We start from the raw sequence: 20,319 nt of genomic DNA on the forward strand, positions 1-20,319 counted from the left end.
GCCGTTGTGGTGCTCGGCCGTTCCGGGGATGTAACCGGGGCGGCCTGCCGGGTGTTCCCGGCGGCGGCCCGGCCGTTGTGGTGCTCGGCCGTGCGGGGGATGTAACCGGGGCGGCATTGCGGGTGTTCCCGGCGGCGGCCCCGGGCCGTTGTGGTGCTCGGCCGTGCGGGGGATGTAACCGTGGCGGCCTGCCGGGTGTTCCCGGCGGCCGACCCGCGGTGACCTGGGCTGTTGCGGTGGTCTGCCAGGTATAACGACCCGGCCCGGCCCGCGATTCCGCCGCCGGGGTGGCCCCGACCACCCGACACGCTATACCGAACCCGACAAACCACCCACCTCGCCGGCCCACCGAATCCGACACGACGGCCAAGCCAACATGATCCACTCGGGTTCACGGAAGTCGCGGTGTCCCGCTGCCCAGGATGCCCCGACTTCACAGAATCCGAGTGGATCATGCCTGCGTGCACCGCCTCGCCCGGGGCAGGGACAGTACGGGCGCGGACAGCACGGGCGGGACAGCACGGGCGGGACAGCACGCGCGGGGCGGCACGGGCGGGGTGGTTCGGACGTGCGGCTGGGGCAGCCCGAACGTGTCGGACTGCCCCACCCGGAAGCGCGAAGATGAAATCAGAAGCCGAGGACGCTCCGCCCGCCGACAACCGGCAGTCGCAGTTCGCTGTCGTTCGGCGCGACCCGCAGTTCGGTGCCGCCCAACGGTAGGAGGGTGTACTCCTGGTCGCTGGAGAAGACGACCACGCCGATCCGGTGTCCCGCCGGGAAGATGTAGTCCTTCGGCTCCATGGTCCACCGGTAGTCGTACAGCTTGCCCTGCCGCACCGGCGACGTCCGGGCCGCGCTCTTGCGGTTCTGCGGGTCCATCCAGCCTCGCGTCACCACTGTCGGGGCTGCGGTCGACCCGGCCGGGCCGTAGTCGACCAGGTACGCGGTGAGGTTCGCGTCCGGCTTGTTGTCGATCGCCATCCGCAGCCGCATCTCGGGACGCCCCGAGATGCGCACGCTCTGCGTCAGCTCGGGGGAGCGGTAGGCGAGGCGGTTGGCGCTCGCGGTGTCCGGGTTGGACACCAAAGTGTCCGGGTGGATGGTCCGGCCCTCGTCGACGAAACTCTGCTCGATTTTGGCCTTCGGCGGCTTGCCGGTGGTGAGCGCGCCGGGCGCGGTGGCGTCGGTGGCGGCGAACCGCAGGCCGACCTCCCGCGCGGCCGGGTCCGGCCAGTTGGCGTACGTGGTGTAGGCGCGGTCCTCGCGCTGGAGCACCGCCGTCGGCTCGTCCATGATGCCGTTGCGCACGTTCCACAGCCAGAAGTCGAACCAGCGGTTCTCGGTCTGCTTGTACGTCCACGTCTGGCCGCTGGGCAGGGTCACCGACGCGCTGCTGCCCGGACCACCGTGGCCGCCCTGGTGCAGCCAGATCTTGCGGGGGACGTAGCGCTTGGCGAGCTGGTCCCACCAGCCGGCGAAGTGCTCGGTCTTCACGTTCCAGTCGTTGAGGCCGTGCACGACGAAGACGCTGGCCTTGACGTCGCGGGCGTCGAGGTAGTCGCGATCCTGCCAGAACTTCGAGTAGTCGCCGGTGATCCGGTCCTGCTTGGCGGTGATGTCCGCGAGCTCGTCGGCGCAGGGCCCTTCGGCGCGCGCCTGCCCGGCGGTGTACTGGGCCAGGATGTCGAGGTCCTCGCCCTGGAACGTTCCGGGCGCGACCACCAGGCCGTTGGCCCGGTAGTAGTCGTACCAGCTGCTGATCGCGGAGACCGGCACGATGGTCTTGAGTCCCTTGACGCCGGTGGTGGCCACCTGGTTGGGCAGTGTCCCGTTGTAGGAGACACCGGTCATGCCGACCGCGCCGGTGGTCCAGCCGGCGGTGACCGGGGCGCCGTTGGCGTCGTACCCCTTGGCCCGGCCGTTGAGCCAGTCGATGACCGCCTTGGTGCCGAGCGTCTCGGCCTGGTCCCCGCTGGTCGGGCAGCCGTCGGAGTCGCCGGTGCCGACGCTCTGGCCGAGCACCACCGCGTACCCGCGGGGCACGTAGTAGTCGTCCAGCGAGCCGGGCAGGTTGGCCTTCGCCTGGGCCCGTTGTACGCCTGCGTCGAGGGCGCGACGCCCGTTGCGGTCGGTCAGGCCGTTCTGCGGCAGGTCGTCGACCAGCACGCTCGGGTACGGCACGTCACCCCAGGTGCCCTTGCGGTACGGGCTGTGCTCGAAGATGACAGGCACCTTGAAGCCCTGCGTGGCGGTCTCCCGCGGCCGGGAGATGTCGATCGCCACCCGGTCGGGCCGACCGTCGTGGTCGGTGTCCACCGGGGTCTGGACGAACACCCGCTCCTCGATCGCGTCGGCGAGCGAGAACACCGGTTGGGTCATGCCGTCGCTGACCACGATGCCGGTGGGCGTGGTGGGCGTGGGCGGAGCCGCAGCCGCGGGTGGGGCTGCGCTGAGAACCAGAGCGCCGGACACGCCGAGGCTCAGGAGTGCCAGATGACGGGGTCGACGCATGCGCGTCTCCCTTCGGTTGGGCTGGTTGCCGGGTCGGCAGGGGCCAATCTCGAAGATCCATTCGTGGTCATGCTAGGTCCGCCGCGGCGTCCCGTCGATCCCGTCGGCCGTCCACCGTGGTCGGTCAGGGAGTCGGTGGCGTCACCGCGATGATCAGGTGGGCGCGCTGGTCGCTGGCGTTGCGGTAGAGGTGGGCGAGGCGCGAGTCGAAGGTGACCGACTCGCCCGCGGTGAGGGTGTACGACTCACCGCCGATCTCGGCGACGACAGCGCCGCTGATGACGATCGCGCATTCGGTCGACGGGTGCGCCCACGGCTCGGCGGAGCTGGCGTCGCCGGGTGCGAGGTGGGCCTGGAGCACTTCCAGGTCGCCGCGGCCGGGGGTGAGTCGTTCGTAGGTGATCTGGCCGGGTGGCGCGGCCAGCCTGGTCCGGGCGCCGACGCGGCTGACGTGCACCGGTGGCGCCTCGGGCTCGGAGAACAGTTCGGCGATCGAGGTGTCGAAGACCTGGGCGAGCTTGCGCAGGGTGGAGAGGCTGGGGTCGGTCGCGCCGTTCTCGATCTGGCTGAGCAGGGCGGGGGACACGTCGGCGGCTGTGGCGAGCTGACGCAGCGTGAGGGAGTGCTGCTGACGCAGGTCGCGGAGTCGGTCACCGAGCATGTGTCCTCGTTCCAAATACAGTGTGGCTGAATCTTGATTGACCGGACTATACGGCCCTGTTTAGTATCGCTGAACAACAGGCGGCAACGTTCGACACCACTAGACAAGGCCGCGTCAAGACGAACCGGACGACGTCCCAGTCCGGCCTACATCCAACCCCGAGACGACGCCCCCGAGAAGCCCGCGACGCCGTCATCCCATCGGCCCGGCCGATGCACGGTGTCGCCCGCCGGGCGTCGACGCCCCGCGGATCCGCACGGCGGGCCGCGCGATACGAAGGTAGGAACAGCATGTCGGTGTCTCCCCGCCGGCTCCTCGCCGGAGCGTCCGCTCTGGCGACGCTGGCCGTCCTCTCCGTCAGCGCCTGTAGCGCCGGCGGCAGTGGTGGAAACGCGAACGGCACGGCCAAGACCCTCACCGTGAACACCTCGTTCGTGCTCAAGACCCTCGACCCCGGCCGGGTCTACGAGGCAACCGGTCTGACCGCCGTGCACGCCCTCTACGACACCCTGCTCACCTTCAAGGGTTCGGATGTGAGTAAGCCGGTCCCCGCGCTGGCCGAGTCGTACCAGGCGTCGCCGGACGCCACAACGTTCACCTTCAAGCTGCGGCAGGGTGTGACGTTCGCCGACGGCAGCCCGCTCACCGCCGACGACGTCGTCTTCTCGCTGAATCGGCTGAAGAACATCAAGGCCAGCCCCGCGGTCACCGTCAGCGGTCTGACCGTGACCAAGACCGACGACAGCACGGTCGTTGTCGCCTCGGCCACCCCCGACCCGAACATCCCGGTGGTGCTGTCGATGCCGTCGACAGCGGTGCTCAACGCCAAGGTCGCCAAGGAGCACGGCGCCCGCGACGGCGCCGACGCCGCCCAGGGCGACACCGCGCAGCAGTACCTGGACACCAACTCCGTCGGCAGCGGCCCCTACGTGCTGAAGTCCTACGACCCCTCGTCGCAGGTGGTGCTGGAGGCCAACCCGAAGTACTGGGGCACGAAGCCGCAGTTCTCCCGGGTGGTGCTGCGCAACATGGATGTGCAGACCCAGAAGCTGACCATGCAACGCGCCGAGGCCGCCGAGATATCACTGGATATCTCCGGCAAGCTCCTCGACGGCCTGCCGGGCAGCCTGCAGACCTCCGGCGTGCAGGACACCGTCTACTTCCTCTTCCTCAACGCCGACCCGGCCGTCTCGGCGGTCACCTCGAACCCGAAGTTCAACCAGGCCCTGCGCGCCGCCATCGACTACCAGGGGATCGCCGCCCTGTACGGCAAGGGCGCCGCCCCCGGCGCCGGGCTGGTCGCGCCCGCCTTCCCGGGCGCGCTGCCGGCCGGCGAGGAGTCCAAGCGGGACGTGGCCAAGGCCAAGGCCCTGCTCACCGAGGCCGGCCTGACGAATCCGACGGTCAAGTTCACCTACCCGGCCATCACCTACAAGGGCGTGGACCTCGGCACGGTGGCCACCAAGGTGCAGGGCGACGCCGCCGAGGCCGGCATCAAGCTGGAGCTGAACCCGCAGCCGCTGACCACGTTCCTCGACGAGATGCGCGGCGGGAAGTCTCCGCTCGGGTTCACCCCGCAGAGCCTGAACTACCCGGTCGCCGACTCACTGATCAACAACATGGCACCGGGTCAGGCGACCGCGCTGCGCTCCGGCTGGACGGTCGAGCGGGCCGACCCGGCCGTGGTGGCCGCCGGCAGGAAGGTCACCGAGACCCTCGACCTGGCCGGCCGGGCCACCGCCATGCAGGAGTGGCAGCGGCTGATGAACGCGTCCTCGCCGTACCTCGTACTGGCCAGCAACTCCTCCACCGTCGTGGCGACCACGGATCTGACCGGGGCGGACTACACCGCCGCCGGTTGGCAGGTGGACGTCGCCGCGGTCGGGCGCAAGTAGTCCCGACGACATGACGACAGTCCACGACGGTGAGCCGGGCGCGGTCGCCACGACCGCGTCCCGGCCCCGGGGTGCCCACCCGCTGCTGACCTTCCTGGCCAAGCGGGTGGCGGTCACCGCCGGCCTGCTGCTCGGCGTCACCGTGGTGACGTTCGGTCTGGTCAACGTGGTCCCCGGTGACCCGGTCACCGCCAACCTCTCCGACCAGGCCCTCAACGACCCCGCCGCGGTGGCCGCCTTCCGCGAGAAGTGGGGTCTGGACCAGCCGCTCTGGGCCCAGTACCTGCACTACCTGGGCAACCTGCTGCACGGCGACCTGGGCCACTCCCAGCAGACCGGGCGGGCCGTCCTGGACGACCTGCTGCACTACGTGCCGGCGACCCTGGAGCTGGCCCTCCCGAGCATGGTGCTGGCGCTGCTCATCGGCACCGGGGTCGGCATGCTCGCGGCGGTCCGCAACGGCCGGCTCACCGACCAGCTCGTTCGGGTCGGCGCCCTGCTCGGGCTCTCCACCCCGCCGTTCTGGCTGTCCCTGGTCGTGCTGTACGTCTTCTTCTACCAACTCGGCCTGGCCCCCAGCGGCGGGCGACTGTCCACCGACTTCAGCCCACCTCCCACGGTCACCGGCATGTACACGGTCGACGGGGCGCTCGCCGGGCAGTGGGACGTCGCCTGGGACGCCGCCCAGCACCTGTCCCTGCCGGTGCTCGTGCTGACCTCGCTGACGGTGGCGATGCTGGTCCGCTTCGTCCGCTCGGCGATGCTGGAGGTGCTCCAGCAGGACTACATCCGGGCCGCGTACGCCAAGGGCCTGCCGACCCGGGTGGTGCTGCGCCGGCATCTGCTGCGCGCCGGCCTCGTCCCGGTGGTCACCGTCTCCGGCCTCGCGTTCGCCTCGCTGCTCTCCGGGACGGTGCTTGTCGAGAGCATCTTCGGCTGGCCCGGCGTCGGCCAGTACGCGTACCGCAGCGCCACGGCGCTGGACCTGCCCGCGATCCTCGGCGTCAGCCTCTTCGTGGCGCTGGTCTACACGCTTGTCAACCTGACCGTCGACCTGCTGTACGGGCTCATCGATCCGAGGATCCGGTTGTCATGACGACACTTGCAGACCCGAAGGCGGAGCGGGCCCTGGGCCGACGCCGCTGGCTCGGCCGACTGCGCGGCGGCTCGACCAGCCGACCGGTCTGGCGTCAACCGATCACCGTGGCGGCGTTGACCATCCTCGGCGGATGGTTGCTGCTGGCGTTGCTCGCCGACGTCCTCGCACCGTACGACCCGCTGGCGCAGAGCCCCGACACGTACGCGTCGCCGTCCGGGGCGCACTGGTTCGGCACCGACTCGCTCGGCCGCGACATCCTCAGCCGGGTCATCCACGGCGCCCGACTGTCCATCCCGCTGGCCCTGGCCATCGTCTCGCTGGCCCTGCTGGTCGGCGGGCTGCTCGGGCTGGTCGCCGGATACGTCGGTCGGTTCGTCGACGAGGCGCTGATGCGCCTGACCGACCTGGTGTTCGCGTTCCCGCAGATCATCCTGGCCATGGCGGTGACGGCGGCGTTCGGCCCGAACACCCGCAACGCCGTGCTGGCCCTGGTGATCGTCTCCTGGCCGGTCTACGCCCGGGTCATTCGCAGCGCCGTGTTGAGCATGCGCGGCGACGACTATCTCAACGCCGCCCGCCTGCTCGGTGTCGGGCCGATCCGGGCGTTGCGCCGCGACGTGCTGCCCAACAGCATCGGCCCGGCGATCGTGCTGGCCACCCTGGAGCTGGGCAACGCGGTGCTGCTGCTCGCCGCCCTGTCGTTCCTCGGTCTGGGCCCGCGCCCGCCGGCCGCCGAGTGGGGCTCGATGGTGGCCCTCGGCGCGCAGGACCTGTCGATGTGGTGGGTCAGCGTGTTCCCCGGCCTCGCCATCCTCACCGTGGTGATGGCCTTCAACGTGCTCGGCGACGCGCTGCGCGACCGGCTGGACCCCCGCTACACGAAGGGACGCTGAGGTGGCACCGCTGCTCGACGTCGACTCCCTGGCCGTCACCCTGCCCTCACCGCGTGGCCCGCTGCCGATCCTGCACGACGTGTCGTTGACCGTCGACGAGGGTGAGCTGGTGGGCATCGCGGGGGAGAGCGGCTGCGGCAAGAGCCTCACCGCGCAGACCCTGCTCGGGCTGCTGCCCCCGGGGGCGGCGGTCACCGGCTCGGCCCGGTACGCCGGAACCGAACTGCTCGGCCTGGACGCCCGGGGCTGGCAGCGGGTCCGTGGCGCGGGCATCGCCATGGTGTTCCAGGACCCGAGCGCGGCCCTGCACCCGATGCTCACGGTCGGCCGGCAGCTCACCGAGCACATGCGGGTGCACCTGCGAATGGACCGTCGAGCTGCCGGTCGCCGCGCGGTGGAGCTGCTCGACCAGGTCCGCATCCCGGACCCGGAGCGGGCGCTGCGCGCGTACCCGCACCAGTTCTCCGGCGGCATGCGTCAGCGGGTGGCCATCGCCATCGCGCTGGCCGCCCGGCCCCGACTGCTGATCGCCGACGAACCGACGACCGCCCTCGACGTCACGGTGCAGGCCGGCATCCTCGCCCTGCTGGAACGCCTGCGCGCCGAGACCGGGCTGGCCGTCGCGTTCATCACCCACGACCTCGGGGTGCTCAGCGCCCTCACCACCCGTGGCTACATCTTCTACGCCGGGCGGGTCGTCGAGACCGGCCCGACGGGCAGCCTGCTCACCGCCCCCACCCACCCGTACACTGCCGCGCTGCTCGGCGCCCGACCGCACGGCACCCAGAACGGCGGGACGTTGCGGCCCATCCCGGGTGCCCCGCCGGCACCCGGCGAGGCGCCGCCGGGGTGCCCGTACCAACCCCGCTGCGGGTACGCCGAACCGTCCTGCGGTGAGGTCCCGCCTCCGCTCACCCCCGCCGGAGTCGACCGGTCGGTGGCCTGCGTGGTCCGTCCGCACCTGGAGGTGGCCGCGTGAACACCACAGGGCCCGCGCGACTGTCCTTCACCGACGTGGAGGTCGAGTACCGCTCCCGAGGGCGGGGCCGTGTGCGTGCCGTCGCCGGGGTCAGCCTGGAGGTGTCGCCCGGCCAGATCGTCGGCCTGGTCGGCGAGTCCGGGTGCGGAAAGTCCACACTCGCCCGCGTCGCGGTCGGGCTCAGCGCGCCGAGCGCCGGCACCGTCGAGTACGCCGGCCGACCGGTCACCCCGCTCGGCTGGCGGCCCCGCTCCGGTGCCGAGGTCGGCCTGCAGATGGTCTTCCAGAACCCGTACGCCTCGCTGAACCCCCGGCGCACCATCGGCTCTCAACTCCTCGACGGCGTGCCGGCCACGGTCACCGGGTCGGCCCGCCGAGCCCGGGTGCACGAGCTGCTCGAACGGGTGGCCATGCCGACCAGTGCCGCCCAGCGGTATCCGCACCAGTTCTCCGGCGGTCAACGGCAGCGCCTGGCGATCGCCCGCGCGCTCGCCCCGGAACCTCGCATGATCATCGCGGACGAGCCGGTCACCGCGCTGGACGCCTCGTCCCAGGCGCAGGTGGTCAACCTGCTCGTCGGGCTGGTCCGCGACCTCGACATGGGCATGCTCTTCATCTCCCACGACCTGGCACTGGTGCACGAGATCGCCGACGTGACCGCCGTGATGTACCTGGGCCGGATCGTCGAGGCCGCACCCACCCGTGAGCTGTGGCGCGAGCCCCGACACCCGTACACCCGGGCGTTGATCGACGCGGTGCCGCAGATCGGGCCCACCCCGCGCCTGCCCGCCATCCTCGCCGGGGAGGTGCCCGACCCGGCCAACGCGCCCACCGGGTGCCGTTTCCGGCCACGCTGCCCGCACGCGTTCGCTCCCTGCGGCGAGCAGCCGCCCACCGTCGACCTGGGCGGCCGCAGCGTCGCCTGCTGGCTCACCGACCCTGCCACGGCCCCGACCGTCGCGCGCTCACTCTGAGGACGCCCCATGCGCATGCCCACCGAACAGGTCCTGGTCAACCTCGCCCTCTACGACGGTGTCCAGGACGCCCTCCAACCGGATCGCGGCATCTGGATCGACGCCGACGGCGTGATCCGTGCCGTCGGTCAGGTCGACGACGTCCTCGCCGAGGCCGGCGCGGCCCGGGTGATCGACCTGGGCGGCGAGCACGTCATGCCGGGTCTGACCAACATGCACGTCCACCTCTCGCTGGGGTTGCCCGGCCACCTCGCCGACACGGTGCACGGCGCGAACCTGGCCGAGCTGGTGCTGCTGATGGCCGACTCGGCCCGGCGCACCCTGCACTCCGGTGTCACCACCGCCCGCCTGGTCGGGGAGAGCCGGTACGCCGACTTCGCCCTGCGCAGGGGGATCGAGGCCGGCGCGGTCGACGGCCCGCGCATCTTCACCGCGGGGCACGCGCTCTGCTGCACGGGCGGGCACGGCTGGGACGCCGACGCCCTGGAGGCCGACGGCGCGGACGGGTTCCGGCGGGCCACCCGCGAACAGCTCCGCGCCGGCGCCGATCTGATCAAGGTCTGCATCTCCGGCGGGATCGCCGGGCAGCACGAGGCGATCGACACCCCGCAGCTGCTCGACGACGAGATGGCCGCGGTCATCCGCGTCGCACACGACTGGGGGCGCAAGGTCACCGCGCACGCCGGCCCGGCAGACTCGGTCCGCCGCGCCGTCGAGCTGGGCCTCGACTGCGTCGAGCACGGGTACGAGCTGACCGACGACGTCACCCGGCTGATGGCCGAGCGGGGTGTCTGGTACGTGCCGACGATCGTGGTGAGCCGCTGCGAGCAGTTCTTCCGCGACTCGGGGGTGCCCGGCTGGCTGATGGACCGTGCCCTCGCGGCCGGCCCACGACACTGGGAGAGCCTCCAGCACGCCATCCGCAACGGTGTGCCGATCGCGCTGGGCAGCGACATGCCCCCGCACGCCGGCTACGACGAGACCACCGCGACCGTCCGTGAACTGGAGTTCATGGTGGACGCGGGGATGCCGGTCGCGGACGCGCTCAAGGCCGCCACCACCCGCCCCGCGCAGTGGCTGGGTCGTGCCGACACCCTCGGCACCGTCGAGGCGGGCAGGCACGCCGACCTGCTGGTGCTGCGCGACGACCCGACCCGCTCGGTCTCCGCGTTGCGCACCCTGCACGCGGTGATGAAGGGCGGGGTGGCGTACCGCGACGACAACGGCCGGTTCGGCGTGCCGCGATGAGCAGCATCACCCAGGTCGCCGACGGGTACCTCGACGCGCTCGCCGAGCTGGACCCGCAGGCGGCCGAGGCGGTGGGGCGTACCCCCGGGTCGCATGTCCCGGATCTCTCCCCGGAGGGGTTCGACGCCCGCGCCGAGCTGGCCCGACGTACCGCGACGGCCGCCGCCGCGGCGACCACGCACGACCCCGGTGAGCGGTCCCTGGCCGACGCTCTGCTGGACCGGCTGGCCAGTGAGGTCGACCTGTACGACGCGGGCTTCACCACCCGACTGCTCGCCCCACTGGCCACGCCGGTGCACCTGCTCCGGCAGCTCTTCGACAATCTGCCCCGGCACACCGAGGACGACTGGGCGGTGGTCGCCGACCACCTGCACCAGGTGCCCGACGCCCTCGACCGGTACGCCGCGACGCTGCGCCGGTCGGCGCGGCAGGGGCAACTGGTCGCCCGCCGCCAGGTGCTCGTGGTCGCCGACCAGTGCGCCTCCTGGGCCACCGCCGACTTCTACGGGCGGTTGGTCGACGGCTGCCCCGACGGCCCGGTCGCCGCTCGGCTGCACCGGGGCGCGCGGCTGGCGACCGCCGCCACCGCCGGTTTCGCCGCGTTCCTCCGTGCCGAGCTGGCACCCGCCGCGTCCGAGGTGGACGGTGTGGGCGGCGACCTGTACCGGGTCACCGCCCGCAGTTTCCTCGGCGCGACTGTCGACCTCGACGAGGTGTACGAGTACGGCTGGGCGGAGTTGGCAGGCACCGCCGCCGAGCTGCGGACCGTCGCGGGTGAGCTGGGCCATTCGCGGGTGGCTGCCGCGCGGGCGGCCCTGGACGCCGACCCGTCCGGTCGGGTGGCGGCCGGGCCTGCCCTGGAGGAGTGGTTGCGCCAGCGCACCGAGCAGCTGACCGACGCGCTCGACGGCACCCACTTCGACATCCCGTCCGCCACCCGCCGGGTGGTGTGCCGGATCAGCCCCGCCACCTCCGGGGTCATGTACTACACGCCCCCCGATCCGGCGTTGACGCGTCCCGGCGCGATCTGGTGGTCGGTGCCCACCGGCGAGTCGACGGTGCCGGTGTGGCGGCACGTCGGGACGCTCTGCCACGAGGGGCTGCCCGGCCACCACCTCCAGCACGCCGTCACCCTCACCACCGGCGCCCTGCACCCGTGGCAGCGCACCCTCTGCCAGGTGCACGGGTACGCCGAGGGGTGGGCGCACTACGCCGAGCGTCTCGCCGACGAGATCGGCCTGTACGCCGACCCGGCCGAGCGGCTCGGCATGCTCGACGGTCAGCTGTGGCGGGCCGCCCGCGTGGTCATCGACCTGGGTCTGCACCTCGGGCTGCCGATCCCGGCCGGCAACGGGTTCACCGAGGAACGCCGTTGGACGCCTTCTCTCGCGGTGGACGTCCTCACCCGTGTCGTCGGTCTGGACGCCGAGACCGCGCGCTTCGAGGTCGACAGGTATCTCGGCTGGCCGGCGCAGGCCCTGGCCTTCAAGGTCGGCGCGCGGCTGTGGCAGCAGGCCCGCCGGGACGCCGAGCGGCGCGAGGGTACGGCCTTCGACCGGAAACGCTTCCACCACACCGCGTTGGCGCTCGGACCCATGGGACTGGACCCGCTCCGCGCCCGCCTGGCCGACCTGCCCTGACCCCCCCGCAGCGCCGTACCCGATCGGAAGTGACAGCCGATGAGCGATGAGCTCACCACCACCATCACCGACCTGTACCGGTCCCTCGGCGACCGGCCGGCCTTCGACGCGCACCTGCATCCCGACCTGACGTTCTGGGAGTCCGACGCCGACGGCCTGCTGTCCGGCCTGCCCGCGCTGGACGACCTGCGGGACCGGCGGGCGACCCGGGCGACGGGGTCGGCGCCGGTCTCGGTCGCGCCGGAACACCTGCGTGCCGACGCCTGGGGCGACACCGGTCTGGTCCGGTACGTGCTGCGGGCCCGCTTCGCCGACAGCCGGCCGGACGAGTGTTTCCGGGTCACCGACGTCCTGCGCCGCGAGGACGGCTGCTGGCGCATCGTGCACCACCACGCGGAGGCCGTCCGATGAGCGCCGAGGAACCCACCACCGACCTGTACGACCTGCGGGTCGTGGTGGAGCGGATCGAGGGCCGCTCGGTGTGCGGCCTCAAGCCGGGCGACCATTTCGACGTGACGGAGTCGAATCGGGTGACCATCCCGGCCGGGGGGCACTTCTGCCTCTACGCCCTGGCGGCGTGTCTGCCGTTGCTGCCGGCGAAGCAGCGGGCGCTGGCCGAGGGCGACTGGATGGCCCGGGACAGCCACGTCGCCTGTCCGGACCCGGACGAGCGGCTCATCATGCGCATCGAACGGACCGGCCTTCAGCGCATCCCCACCGAGGAGCTGACGTGAGCGCTGGGCTGGTCGGCATCGGCCTTCAGTCCGACAAGTCCGCCGACGAGTACGCGGAGCTTGCCGAGTTGACCGAGCGGCACGGCTTCGACGTGCTGTCGGTCTTCGGTGATCTGATGTACCAACCGCCGATCTTCCCGTTGCTGGTGGCGGCCCGGCACACCCGGCGGATCCGCCTGGGCGCGGCGTGCCTCAACCCGTTCACCATGCACCCGGTCGAGGTCGCCGGTCAGGTGGCCGCGCTGGACCTGGCCTCGCGGGGTCGGGCCTACCTGGGCCTGGCCCGGGGCACCTGGCTCAACGAGATCGGTGTGCCGCAGGTCCGTCCGATCCGGCGCATCGTCGAGACGGTCGCCGTCGTGCGGCTGCTGCTCGCCGGCGACGACAGCGGTTTCCAGGGTGGGGAGTTCACCGTCGCGGCGGGCACGTCGCTGCGGTACACGCCGGCCCGTGCCGACGTACCGGTCCTCGTCGGCACCTGGGGGCGGCAGACCGCGCGGGCGGCGGCCGGGTTCGCCGGCGAGGTCAAGGTCGGCGGGTCGGCCAACCCGGCGATGGCCCGGATGATGCGCGCCTGGCTGGATGACGCGGCGGTCGCGGACCGGGACGGCACGGGTGTCGTGCTCGGCGCGGTCACCGTCGTCGACGAGGACGGTGCGCTGGCACGGCGGGTTGCCCGCCGGGAGGTGGCCATGTACCTGGCGGTGGTCGCCGCCCTCGACCCGACGATCGAGGTGGACCCGGAGCTGCTGGCCCGGATCCAGCAGCACGTCGGCCGTCGGGAGGACGACCTCGCCGGCGCGCTGATCGGCGACGACCTGCTCGATCTGTTCGCTTTCTCCGGCACGCCCGAGCACGTCGCGGGGCAGGCGGCGGCGGTGTTCGACGCCGGGGCGGGTCGGGTGGAGTTCGGCACCCCGCACGGGTTGACGCCGCACGGCGGCATCGACCTGCTCGGCCGGCGGGTGCTCCCACTGTTAAGAGCGTGAAAACCTCCTCGTCGAGGGCTCCCCGAAGATCGTTGACCTGCATATGATCTTGCGGGAAGTTGCCCGAAGAGGCACTTTCGTCCACATTAGACGAGGAGCACCATGCTCAGGAAAACGCGGTGGCTGTTGGCGGTTGCCGTCACGGCCACGACGCTGACCGCCCTACCGGGCGGCGCAGCCACAGCCGGCGGCATCGACCGACCCGGCGCACCCGCCGCCTCGGTCGACGGCAGGACCCACACCGTCACCCTGCTGACCGGCGACGTGGTGACCGTCCGCAGCAACGGCCCGGGATGCCCGCAGGCCACGATCCGGCCGGTCGACGAGAACGCGGTGATCCACCAGAGCTGCGGCCCCGACGGTCACCTGCACGTCATCCCCGCCCGCGTCGCGTCCCAGGTCGGCCCGGTCCTCGACCCCGACCTGTTCGACGTCACCACCCTGATCACCGACGGCTACGACGACGACAACTCCGCCGAGCTGCCGCTGATCGTGCAGCCCGCCACCGCGTCCGCCCGGGTGGCCGCGCTCGGTGACGTGCTCCCGCTGCCCAGCATCGGCGCGGTAGCCGGCCGCGTACCCAAGAAGAGCCCCGCCACCGCGAAGCTCGCCACCAACTCGCTGCTCGCCGGCGCGAAGAAGGTCTGGCTCGACCGCAAGGTGCACGCCACCGCCCTGACCGGCGGTGGGCGACCCGCCGGCCTGGACCGCAACCTCGGCCAGATCGCCGCGCCGGACGCCTGGAAGGCCGGCTACACCGGCAAGGGCGTCCGGGTCGCGGTGCTCGACACCGGCGCCGACTTCACCCACCCGGACCTGGTCGGCCGGGTCGCCGAGCGGGCCGACTTCACCGCCGAGGGTGGTGACGCCGTCGACCACAACGGGCACGGTACGCACGTCGCCTCGACAATCGCCGGCACCGGCGCTGCCGCACACGGTCAGCGTCGCGGCGTGGCACCGGACGCCAAGCTGGTGATCGGCAAGGTTCTCGACGACCACGGCTCCGGCGAGGACTCCGGCATCATCGCCGGCATGGAGTGGGCCGCCACCCGGGCCGACGTCATCAACATGAGCCTCGGTGGCAGCGCAGCGGACGACGGCACCGACCCGCTCTCGCTCGCCGTCGACGGTCTGAGCAGGTCCACCGGCGCCCTGTTCGTCATCGCCGCGGGCAACAGCGGCGCGCAGATCTCCTCGCCCGGGTCGGCCGCCACCGCGCTCACCGTCGGGGCCGTCGACCGCGACGACAAGCTCGCCGACTTCTCCAGCCGGGGACCGCTCGTCACCAGCAATGTGGCCAAGCCGGAGCTCGTCGCACCCGGTGTCGACATCGTCGCCGCCCGGGCCGCCGGCACCAACCTCCAGGACCCGATCGACAGGTACTACGAGGCGATCAGCGGCACCTCGATGGCGAGCCCGCACGTGGCGGGCGCCGCCGCGCTGCTCGCCCAGCGCCACCCGGACTGGACCGGAGAGCGGCTCAAGGCCGCCCTCGTCGGTGCCGCCGACCCGCTCACCGGCATCGACCCGTACGCCGTCGGCGCCGGCCGGCTCAACGCGGCCCGGGCCCTCGGCGGCCCGACCAGCGACCAGCCGGTGGTCAACCTCGGCACGTTCGCGTACCCGCAGTCCGGGACCAACGAGACGAAGCTGAGCTGGACCGGCGAGTCGACTGCCGTTCTCGACCTCGACGTGTCGATCATCAACCACGACGGTCAGCCGGTGCCGCGCGGCGCGGCGTCGCTGTCGACGAGCCGGGTGACCCTCAAGCGCGGCGTCACCGCCGCGGCGACTCTGCGGATCAACCGCGCGGCGCTGGGCAGCCGGCCGGGCTTCTACCTGGCCACCGTCACCGCCCGCACCGGCCGCAAGCTGGTCGCGACGACCCCGGTGAGTTTCTACGTCGAGCCGCCCAGCTACGACCTGACGATCCACACCAAGCCGATGCCCGGTCTGCGGGACGGCGCGGACACCTGGATCAACCTCATGGTCGCCAACCTCACCGACCCCCTGCTGTTCTACGGCGGGGGCGGCGGCACGCCCGGGGAGACCTTCACCCTGCGGGTGCCGGCAGGCCGGTACTCGGTGCTCGGCGCGTCGATCGCCTACTACGTCGACAGCGACGTGCAGGAGAGCACCCTCACCGCGGCGGGTGACCTGGACGTGCACGCCGCTCGGAGCGTGACCCTCGACCCGGCGCAGGCCCGGCCGGTCACGGCGACCGTCGACGGGGCGGCCACCACGACCACCCGGACCGACGTCACCACCTTCCAGACCGCGGTGAACGGCCTGCCGTGGTGGCACCAGATCAGCGGTTTCGGCGTGGCCACGGCGGTCCGCAGCGTGGCGATCCCGAAGCCCACCATCGGATCGCGGCGCACCTGGGCGGCCGTCAACATGGACTCGCCGGCCGGCACCGCGCAGCCGTACCGCTACAACATCGTGCACGAGTACGCCAACGGCGTGCCGGCCGACCCGTCGTTCCGGGTGACCAGGGCCGAACAGGCCCGACTGGCCCGCATCGACGAGCGGTTCCACCAGACCGACTCACCGGAGATGTACACCACGTTTGTCCGCACGGGCTCCACTCCTGACGGGGTGGCGGTGACCCAGACCTACGAGGGCATCATGCCGCCGAGCCGGACGTCGTACCTCTCGCCGGAGATCGTCTGGGCCGACGAGGGCGTCTACGGCGGGCTGGCGGCCCTGGAGGCGCCGCGCCGGTACCTGCCGGGCAGCCGGCAGTCCAAGGTCTGGGCGCGGCAGCCGCTGCACTCCGACTGGTACGACGACCCGGCCGGCGCCGACTGGAGTTGTGCCACCCCGCCGTCGCGGTCCCGGGGCAACCTGCACCTGGACATGGTGACGCTGACCGACCAGCACCAGCGGGCCGACTGCCTCCAGGGCGAGGCGATCGGTGTGAAGCGCAAGCTGTCGCTGTACCGCGACGGCAAGCTGGTCGACGAGCGGTCCGGCCCGTACGGCGACTTCAGCGTTCCGCAGTCGATGGCCGACTACCGGGTGACTCTCGACGTCGACACGAGCCTGATCCTGCCGATCTCCACCAAGGTCAACACGTCGTGGACGTTCCGGTCGGCCGGACCGGACGGCACCGGGAGCGTGCCGTTGCCGCTGCTCGCGGTCGACTACGCCCTGCCGATGGACCACAACAACCACCCGGTCGACGGAACGGCCGAGCTGGCCGTCCGGCAGGCGCACGGTGTGAAGACGCAGAAGGTGACGTCGTTCCAGGTCTGGACGTCGACCGACGACGGGGCCACCTGGAAGTCGGCCCGGGTCACCGGCAGCGGTGACAGTTACCGGGTCGAGCTGCCGAAGGCCACCTCCGGGCAGGCGGTCTCGCTGCGGGTGAAGGCCGCCGCCAACGGCGGTAGCGGAATCGACCAGACCATCATCCGGGCGTACCACGCCGGCTGATGGTCACCCCGCTGGTGCGGCCCGGGCCCCCGACCGGGCCGCACCAGCACCCCGCCGGTCTGTGCGACAACGAGAGGCACACCCATGACACGCGACGAGGTCGCCTGACCGTCACTGGCCCTCCCAGACCGCCTTCGCCCCGGAGTCGCCGGTGCGCACCACGTAATACACGGTGATGGCGGCGGCCACCAGCGACAGCACCTGCAACGCCAGGGTCAGCGGCCGAGCGGGTCGTCCGTCCGCGCTGGCGTCGGTGGCCCTCGGCGGGACGAGCCGGACCAGCGCCAGGGCCACCACCCCCAACCCGATGCTGGCGTAGAGCGTGATGTCACCGAACTCCTGGTGCGCCTCCAGCTTCGGCAGGAACTCAGGCGTGACCCGGTTGGCGGCGCGCATCCGCTCGAGGAAGGCGTCGCCGGAGAGCTTGGTCAGCAGGGCGGCGACCGGCGCACCCACCGCCAGCAGACCCAGCACCCACCGGGTGTGCGGCCGGATCGGCGGGACGAACGCGTAACCGACAGTCAGCAGGGCCAGCAGCGGCACGAACACGACAGCGGCGTGCAGCAGCAGAGGGTGGGCCGGGATGCCCATGATCTCCTCGAACATCGGCGTCTCCTCCGGTGGCATCGGCCTGGACGGTGATCGTCCACACCGGGACGCTATCGGTACCGAGCGGGCGTGTCATCCTCGCCGATCGATCACCTCTCGCGACGTGACTCAGGTCGTCGCCGCGCGGACGCCGAGGCCGACCAGGATCACGCCGGTCAGCCGATCGAGCATTCGTCGCACCGATGCCGTGCGGAGCAACCGGGCGGCGGCACCGGAGACGACGGTCCACCCGGCGAGCCAACAGGTGTGCAGCGCGGCGTGCGCCGTGGCGAGCAGCACCATCGGCAGCAGCACCGGTCGGCCCGGTTCGAGGAACTGCGGCGCCAAGGTGAGGTAGATGGCGGCGGCCTTGGGGTTCAGCACGTTGCCGAGCAACCCTTGCAGGTACGGGTGGTCCACGCGCCAGGGCAACCTCCGGGCGGAAACCGTGGGTCGCCGTCCCGCCTCCGGGCGACGGCGCGACGCGGACCAGAGCATCCAGAGCCCGAGCCCGACCAGATAACCGGCCCCGACCAGCTTGACCACCCAGAACGCCTGCGACGAGCGGAGCACCAGCGCGGCCAGGCCGACAGCGGCCAGCGTGGCGTGCACGTAGAGCCCGGTCACCGTACCCAGGATCACCCACCAGCCCTGCCGCCGCCCGCCGGTGGCGACCCGCGAGACGACCAGGGTCAGGCTCGCGCCCGGCGTGGCGGTGATCGGCGCGACGGCGACCAGGAAGCCGAGCACCGCGACCCCGTGCATCCTCAGACCACCACCCGGTAGTGGGTGGTGAGCAGGCCGGCGTCGTCGTAGACGTGGAACGCGACGCCGGGCGGCTGGGTCTGGGTGGTCAACGGGCCGTCGCCCTCCCAGGGCATCCGCAGCGTGGAGACCACACCCGGGGCGATCCGCAGTGGACGGCCCGCGAAGGTGCTCGCGGCAGCGGTGTGGAAATGCCCGGTCAGTACGGCGACGACCTGCGGGTGGGCGGCGACGAGCTCGGCCAGGGGGTCGGCCGGCAGCAGCCGCATCGGGTCGATGACCGGGTGGTGCAACACGACCGGCGGGTGATGCAGGGCGATGAACGTGGGTGTCCCGGCCGGCACCGAACCCAACTCGTCGGCGAGCCAGGCCATCGTCTCCTCGTCCAGGTGGCCGTCGTCGGCACCGGGCACGGAGGAGTCGGCCAGGAGGAAGACCGCCCCGGCCACGTCGTGACGGGCGTTGATCGGGCCGGTGCCGCCGTCGTCGTCACCGAGCAGACCCTTGCGGTACGCGTCGCGTACATCGTGGTTGCCGGGGCAGACCATGACCGGCAGCGGGGATTCGAAGAGCTTCGCGGCGGTCTCGTACTCGGCCACCTCGCCGTGGTCGGCGATGTCCCCGGTGATCAGGATCGCGTCGACCTGTCGTGGCAGGCCGTGCAGGTAGTCCATGACCCGGTCGGTCCGCTCGGCCGACCGGGGATGGTTGTCGAGGTGGGTGTCACTGAGGTGCGCGATGACCAGCACGAGGCTCTCCTAACGGCTATCAACGTGAAAGCCGTCAGTGACGCTACTCCGGGCCAGGTCGGCCAGGGCAGCGCGATGACCGCCGCGGTCAGCTCCGCGAGCGCGGCAGGCAGTCCTTCTTGTACTTGAGGCCCGACCCGCACCAGCAGGCGTCGTTGCGCTCCGGCGGCCAGGCGATCCGCGCGCTGGGCCGCGCCGACACCTCGGCCGCGTAGCCCGCGCGGACCGCCGCGTCGGCCGGATCGCCGTCACGTCGACCGGCGAACGCGGTCAACCCGGCCACTGTCGCGCCGAACACGCCCAAACCGGCCTGACCGGCACTCCTAAGCCGCACCAGCTCCGTTTCCAGCCGGCCCCGGTGCGCGTCCCAGTCCGGCCCGTAGACCTCGGCGAGGGCGGGATGCTCGGCGAGCAGGCGATCGAACTCGGCCCGCGGCCAGAAGAGCAGATCCGACTCGGCGTCCCTGCGCTCACCGGCCCGACGGACGAGCTGGGTCTCCAGCCGGTCCGCCAGGTCGTCCTGCCGGTCGTGCGGCAGGTTCAGGTTGCGTCGTACCCGATGGCGCTGTTGCAACAGGAAGAAGGCGACACCTGGCGCGTCCGGCGGACCGAGATCGACCACCGGGTCGATGGCGGTGCTGGCCGGCCCGGACGCGGCTGTCGCATGCTCCTTGAGGAGCGTGTCGACCGCCTCGCTCAGCCACGTCTCGGCGGTCGCCGAACGCCCACCGGCGTCCAGCGCGGCACTGACGTAGGCGGGGGCGTCGGGCTGCACGAGCAGCAACGGGCGCAACGCGGTCAACTCCGCCATCGCCTCGTCGTCGTGACCGCCGGCCCGGAACAGCGCGCGGGCCCGCAGCGCGCGGGCGAACCCGGCCCGAGGATCATCGCCGGACGGGTACGCCGCCAGGGCCTGCTCCGCGTACCGCAGCGCGGCCTCGGGCCTGGCCCGGATCTCCGCGATCTCGGCGGCCAGTGTCAGCGCGTCCCCGGCGTCGTCCGGGTCCTCCAACCGGCCCTGCTCGACGGCCTCCGCGAGGTCGGCGGCGACACCGAGCGGATTCGCCGTCCCGAGCGCCGAGCGGCGAAGTTCGGCGAGGTCAGCCTTGGTGAGTGTCTCTCTCGTCGGCACGATCTCACGGTACGTCGGGGTGCT

General features: G+C 72.1%; 17 protein-coding genes. 11 read left to right on the plus strand and 6 right to left on the minus strand.

The annotated features are described in order from the left end of the window. Positions 1 to 627: 627 nt before the first annotated feature. Positions 628 to 2,511 carry a Xaa-Pro dipeptidyl-peptidase gene (locus ABZ749_RS00685; RefSeq protein ID WP_357221214.1) on the minus strand — a complete coding sequence of 628 codons (1,884 nt, stop codon included), beginning with the start codon at positions 2,509 to 2,511 and terminating at the stop codon, positions 628 to 630. A 124-nt stretch (positions 2,512 to 2,635) separates the two neighbouring features. Continuing rightward, on the minus strand, positions 2,636 to 3,172 hold the full coding sequence (locus tag ABZ749_RS00690) for a helix-turn-helix domain-containing protein (RefSeq protein WP_357208222.1): 537 nt from the start codon (positions 3,170 to 3,172) through the stop codon (positions 2,636 to 2,638). A gap of 290 nt (positions 3,173 to 3,462) precedes the next feature. Here ABZ749_RS00690 and ABZ749_RS00695 point away from each other — a divergent pair, with 290 nt between their 5' ends. From ABZ749_RS00695 to ABZ749_RS00745, 11 genes are all read left to right on the plus strand, one after another. Further along, positions 3,463 to 5,067, plus strand: coding sequence for an ABC transporter substrate-binding protein (locus tag ABZ749_RS00695; RefSeq protein ID WP_357221217.1), 1,605 nt, complete (start codon positions 3,463 to 3,465; stop codon positions 5,065 to 5,067). Between the two features lie 10 nt (positions 5,068 to 5,077). Further along, positions 5,078 to 6,163: an ABC transporter permease gene (locus tag ABZ749_RS00700; protein WP_196926229.1), complete on the plus strand. Its 1,086-nt coding sequence runs from the start codon at positions 5,078 to 5,080 to the stop codon at positions 6,161 to 6,163. Beyond that, positions 6,160 to 7,059 (plus strand): ABC transporter permease, encoded by a 900-nt coding sequence (locus ABZ749_RS00705; RefSeq protein ID WP_357221220.1) that lies wholly within the window; start codon positions 6,160 to 6,162, stop codon positions 7,057 to 7,059. Before ABZ749_RS00700 ends, ABZ749_RS00705 begins: the two co-directional genes overlap by 4 nt. 1 nt (position 7,060) lies before the next feature. After that, the gene (locus tag ABZ749_RS00710) at positions 7,061 to 8,038 is read left to right on the plus strand and encodes an ABC transporter ATP-binding protein (RefSeq protein ID WP_357221223.1); all 978 of its coding nucleotides are present in this window, start codon (positions 7,061 to 7,063) and stop codon (positions 8,036 to 8,038) included. Beyond that, positions 8,035 to 9,012 carry an ABC transporter ATP-binding protein gene (locus ABZ749_RS00715; protein WP_357221226.1) on the plus strand — a complete coding sequence of 326 codons (978 nt, stop codon included), beginning with the start codon at positions 8,035 to 8,037 and terminating at the stop codon, positions 9,010 to 9,012. The genes ABZ749_RS00710 and ABZ749_RS00715 overlap by 4 nt, the downstream gene beginning before the upstream one ends. A gap of 9 nt (positions 9,013 to 9,021) precedes the next feature. Beyond that, the gene (locus tag ABZ749_RS00720) at positions 9,022 to 10,260 is read left to right on the plus strand and encodes an amidohydrolase family protein (protein ID WP_357221229.1); all 1,239 of its coding nucleotides are present in this window, start codon (positions 9,022 to 9,024) and stop codon (positions 10,258 to 10,260) included. Next, a complete protein-coding gene (locus tag ABZ749_RS00725) occupies positions 10,257 to 11,900 on the plus strand; it encodes a DUF885 domain-containing protein (protein WP_357221232.1) in 1,644 nt (547 codons plus the stop codon). Before ABZ749_RS00720 ends, ABZ749_RS00725 begins: the two co-directional genes overlap by 4 nt. Positions 11,901 to 11,939: 39 nt before the next feature. Beyond that, entirely contained in the window at positions 11,940 to 12,311 is a 372-nt protein-coding gene (locus tag ABZ749_RS00730) for a nuclear transport factor 2 family protein (RefSeq protein ID WP_357221235.1), read from the plus strand. Further along, entirely contained in the window at positions 12,308 to 12,634 is a 327-nt protein-coding gene (locus ABZ749_RS00735; protein ID WP_357205994.1) for a TIGR04076 family protein, read from the plus strand. The genes ABZ749_RS00730 and ABZ749_RS00735 overlap by 4 nt, the downstream gene beginning before the upstream one ends. Beyond that, positions 12,631 to 13,623 (plus strand): LLM class flavin-dependent oxidoreductase, encoded by a 993-nt coding sequence (locus ABZ749_RS00740; protein ID WP_357221238.1) that lies wholly within the window; start codon positions 12,631 to 12,633, stop codon positions 13,621 to 13,623. Before ABZ749_RS00735 ends, ABZ749_RS00740 begins: the two co-directional genes overlap by 4 nt. A gap of 102 nt (positions 13,624 to 13,725) precedes the next feature. After that, positions 13,726 to 17,061: a S8 family peptidase gene (locus tag ABZ749_RS00745; RefSeq protein WP_357221241.1), complete on the plus strand. Its 3,336-nt coding sequence runs from the start codon at positions 13,726 to 13,728 to the stop codon at positions 17,059 to 17,061. Between the two features lie 111 nt (positions 17,062 to 17,172). Here the strand turns inward: ABZ749_RS00745 and ABZ749_RS00750 are convergent, their stop codons facing one another. The 4 genes from ABZ749_RS00750 to ABZ749_RS00765 form a co-directional block, all read right to left on the minus strand. Beyond that, on the minus strand, positions 17,173 to 17,688 hold the full coding sequence (locus ABZ749_RS00750) for a DUF2231 domain-containing protein (protein WP_357221244.1): 516 nt from the start codon (positions 17,686 to 17,688) through the stop codon (positions 17,173 to 17,175). Between the two features lie 90 nt (positions 17,689 to 17,778). Then, a complete protein-coding gene (locus ABZ749_RS00755; RefSeq protein WP_357221247.1) occupies positions 17,779 to 18,414 on the minus strand; it encodes a LysE family translocator in 636 nt (211 codons plus the stop codon). 2 nt (positions 18,415 to 18,416) lie between these two features. Further along, the gene (locus ABZ749_RS00760) at positions 18,417 to 19,163 is read right to left on the minus strand and encodes a metallophosphoesterase (RefSeq protein ID WP_357221250.1); all 747 of its coding nucleotides are present in this window, start codon (positions 19,161 to 19,163) and stop codon (positions 18,417 to 18,419) included. Between the two features lie 88 nt (positions 19,164 to 19,251). Beyond that, a complete protein-coding gene (locus ABZ749_RS00765; RefSeq protein WP_357221253.1) occupies positions 19,252 to 20,295 on the minus strand; it encodes an SEC-C metal-binding domain-containing protein in 1,044 nt (347 codons plus the stop codon). Positions 20,296 to 20,319 lie beyond the last annotated feature (24 nt).

It is taken from the genome of Micromonospora sp. NPDC047753 (genome assembly GCF_040642735.1).
Taxonomy (GTDB): Bacteria; Actinomycetota; Actinomycetes; order Mycobacteriales; family Micromonosporaceae; genus Micromonospora.

Excerpts from the sequence above, each read along its gene's own strand:
- ABZ749_RS00685 (WP_357221214.1), bottom strand. The coding sequence starts at position 2,511 with ATGCGTCGACCCCGTCATCTGGCACTCCTGAGCCTCGGCGTGTCCGGC.
- ABZ749_RS00690 (WP_357208222.1), bottom strand. The coding sequence starts at position 3,172 with ATGCTCGGTGACCGACTCCGCGACCTGCGTCAGCAGCACTCCCTCACG.
- ABZ749_RS00695 (WP_357221217.1), top strand. The coding sequence starts at position 3,463 with ATGTCGGTGTCTCCCCGCCGGCTCCTCGCCGGAGCGTCCGCTCTGGCG.
- ABZ749_RS00700 (WP_196926229.1), top strand. The coding sequence starts at position 5,078 with ATGACGACAGTCCACGACGGTGAGCCGGGCGCGGTCGCCACGACCGCG.
- ABZ749_RS00705 (WP_357221220.1), top strand. The coding sequence starts at position 6,160 with ATGACGACACTTGCAGACCCGAAGGCGGAGCGGGCCCTGGGCCGACGC.
- ABZ749_RS00720 (WP_357221229.1), top strand. The coding sequence starts at position 9,022 with ATGCGCATGCCCACCGAACAGGTCCTGGTCAACCTCGCCCTCTACGAC.
- ABZ749_RS00725 (WP_357221232.1), top strand. The coding sequence starts at position 10,257 with ATGAGCAGCATCACCCAGGTCGCCGACGGGTACCTCGACGCGCTCGCC.
- ABZ749_RS00730 (WP_357221235.1), top strand. The coding sequence starts at position 11,940 with ATGAGCGATGAGCTCACCACCACCATCACCGACCTGTACCGGTCCCTC.
- ABZ749_RS00735 (WP_357205994.1), top strand. The coding sequence starts at position 12,308 with ATGAGCGCCGAGGAACCCACCACCGACCTGTACGACCTGCGGGTCGTG.
- ABZ749_RS00745 (WP_357221241.1), top strand. The coding sequence starts at position 13,726 with ATGCTCAGGAAAACGCGGTGGCTGTTGGCGGTTGCCGTCACGGCCACG.
- ABZ749_RS00750 (WP_357221244.1), bottom strand. The coding sequence starts at position 17,688 with ATGCCACCGGAGGAGACGCCGATGTTCGAGGAGATCATGGGCATCCCG.
- ABZ749_RS00755 (WP_357221247.1), bottom strand. The coding sequence starts at position 18,414 with ATGCACGGGGTCGCGGTGCTCGGCTTCCTGGTCGCCGTCGCGCCGATC.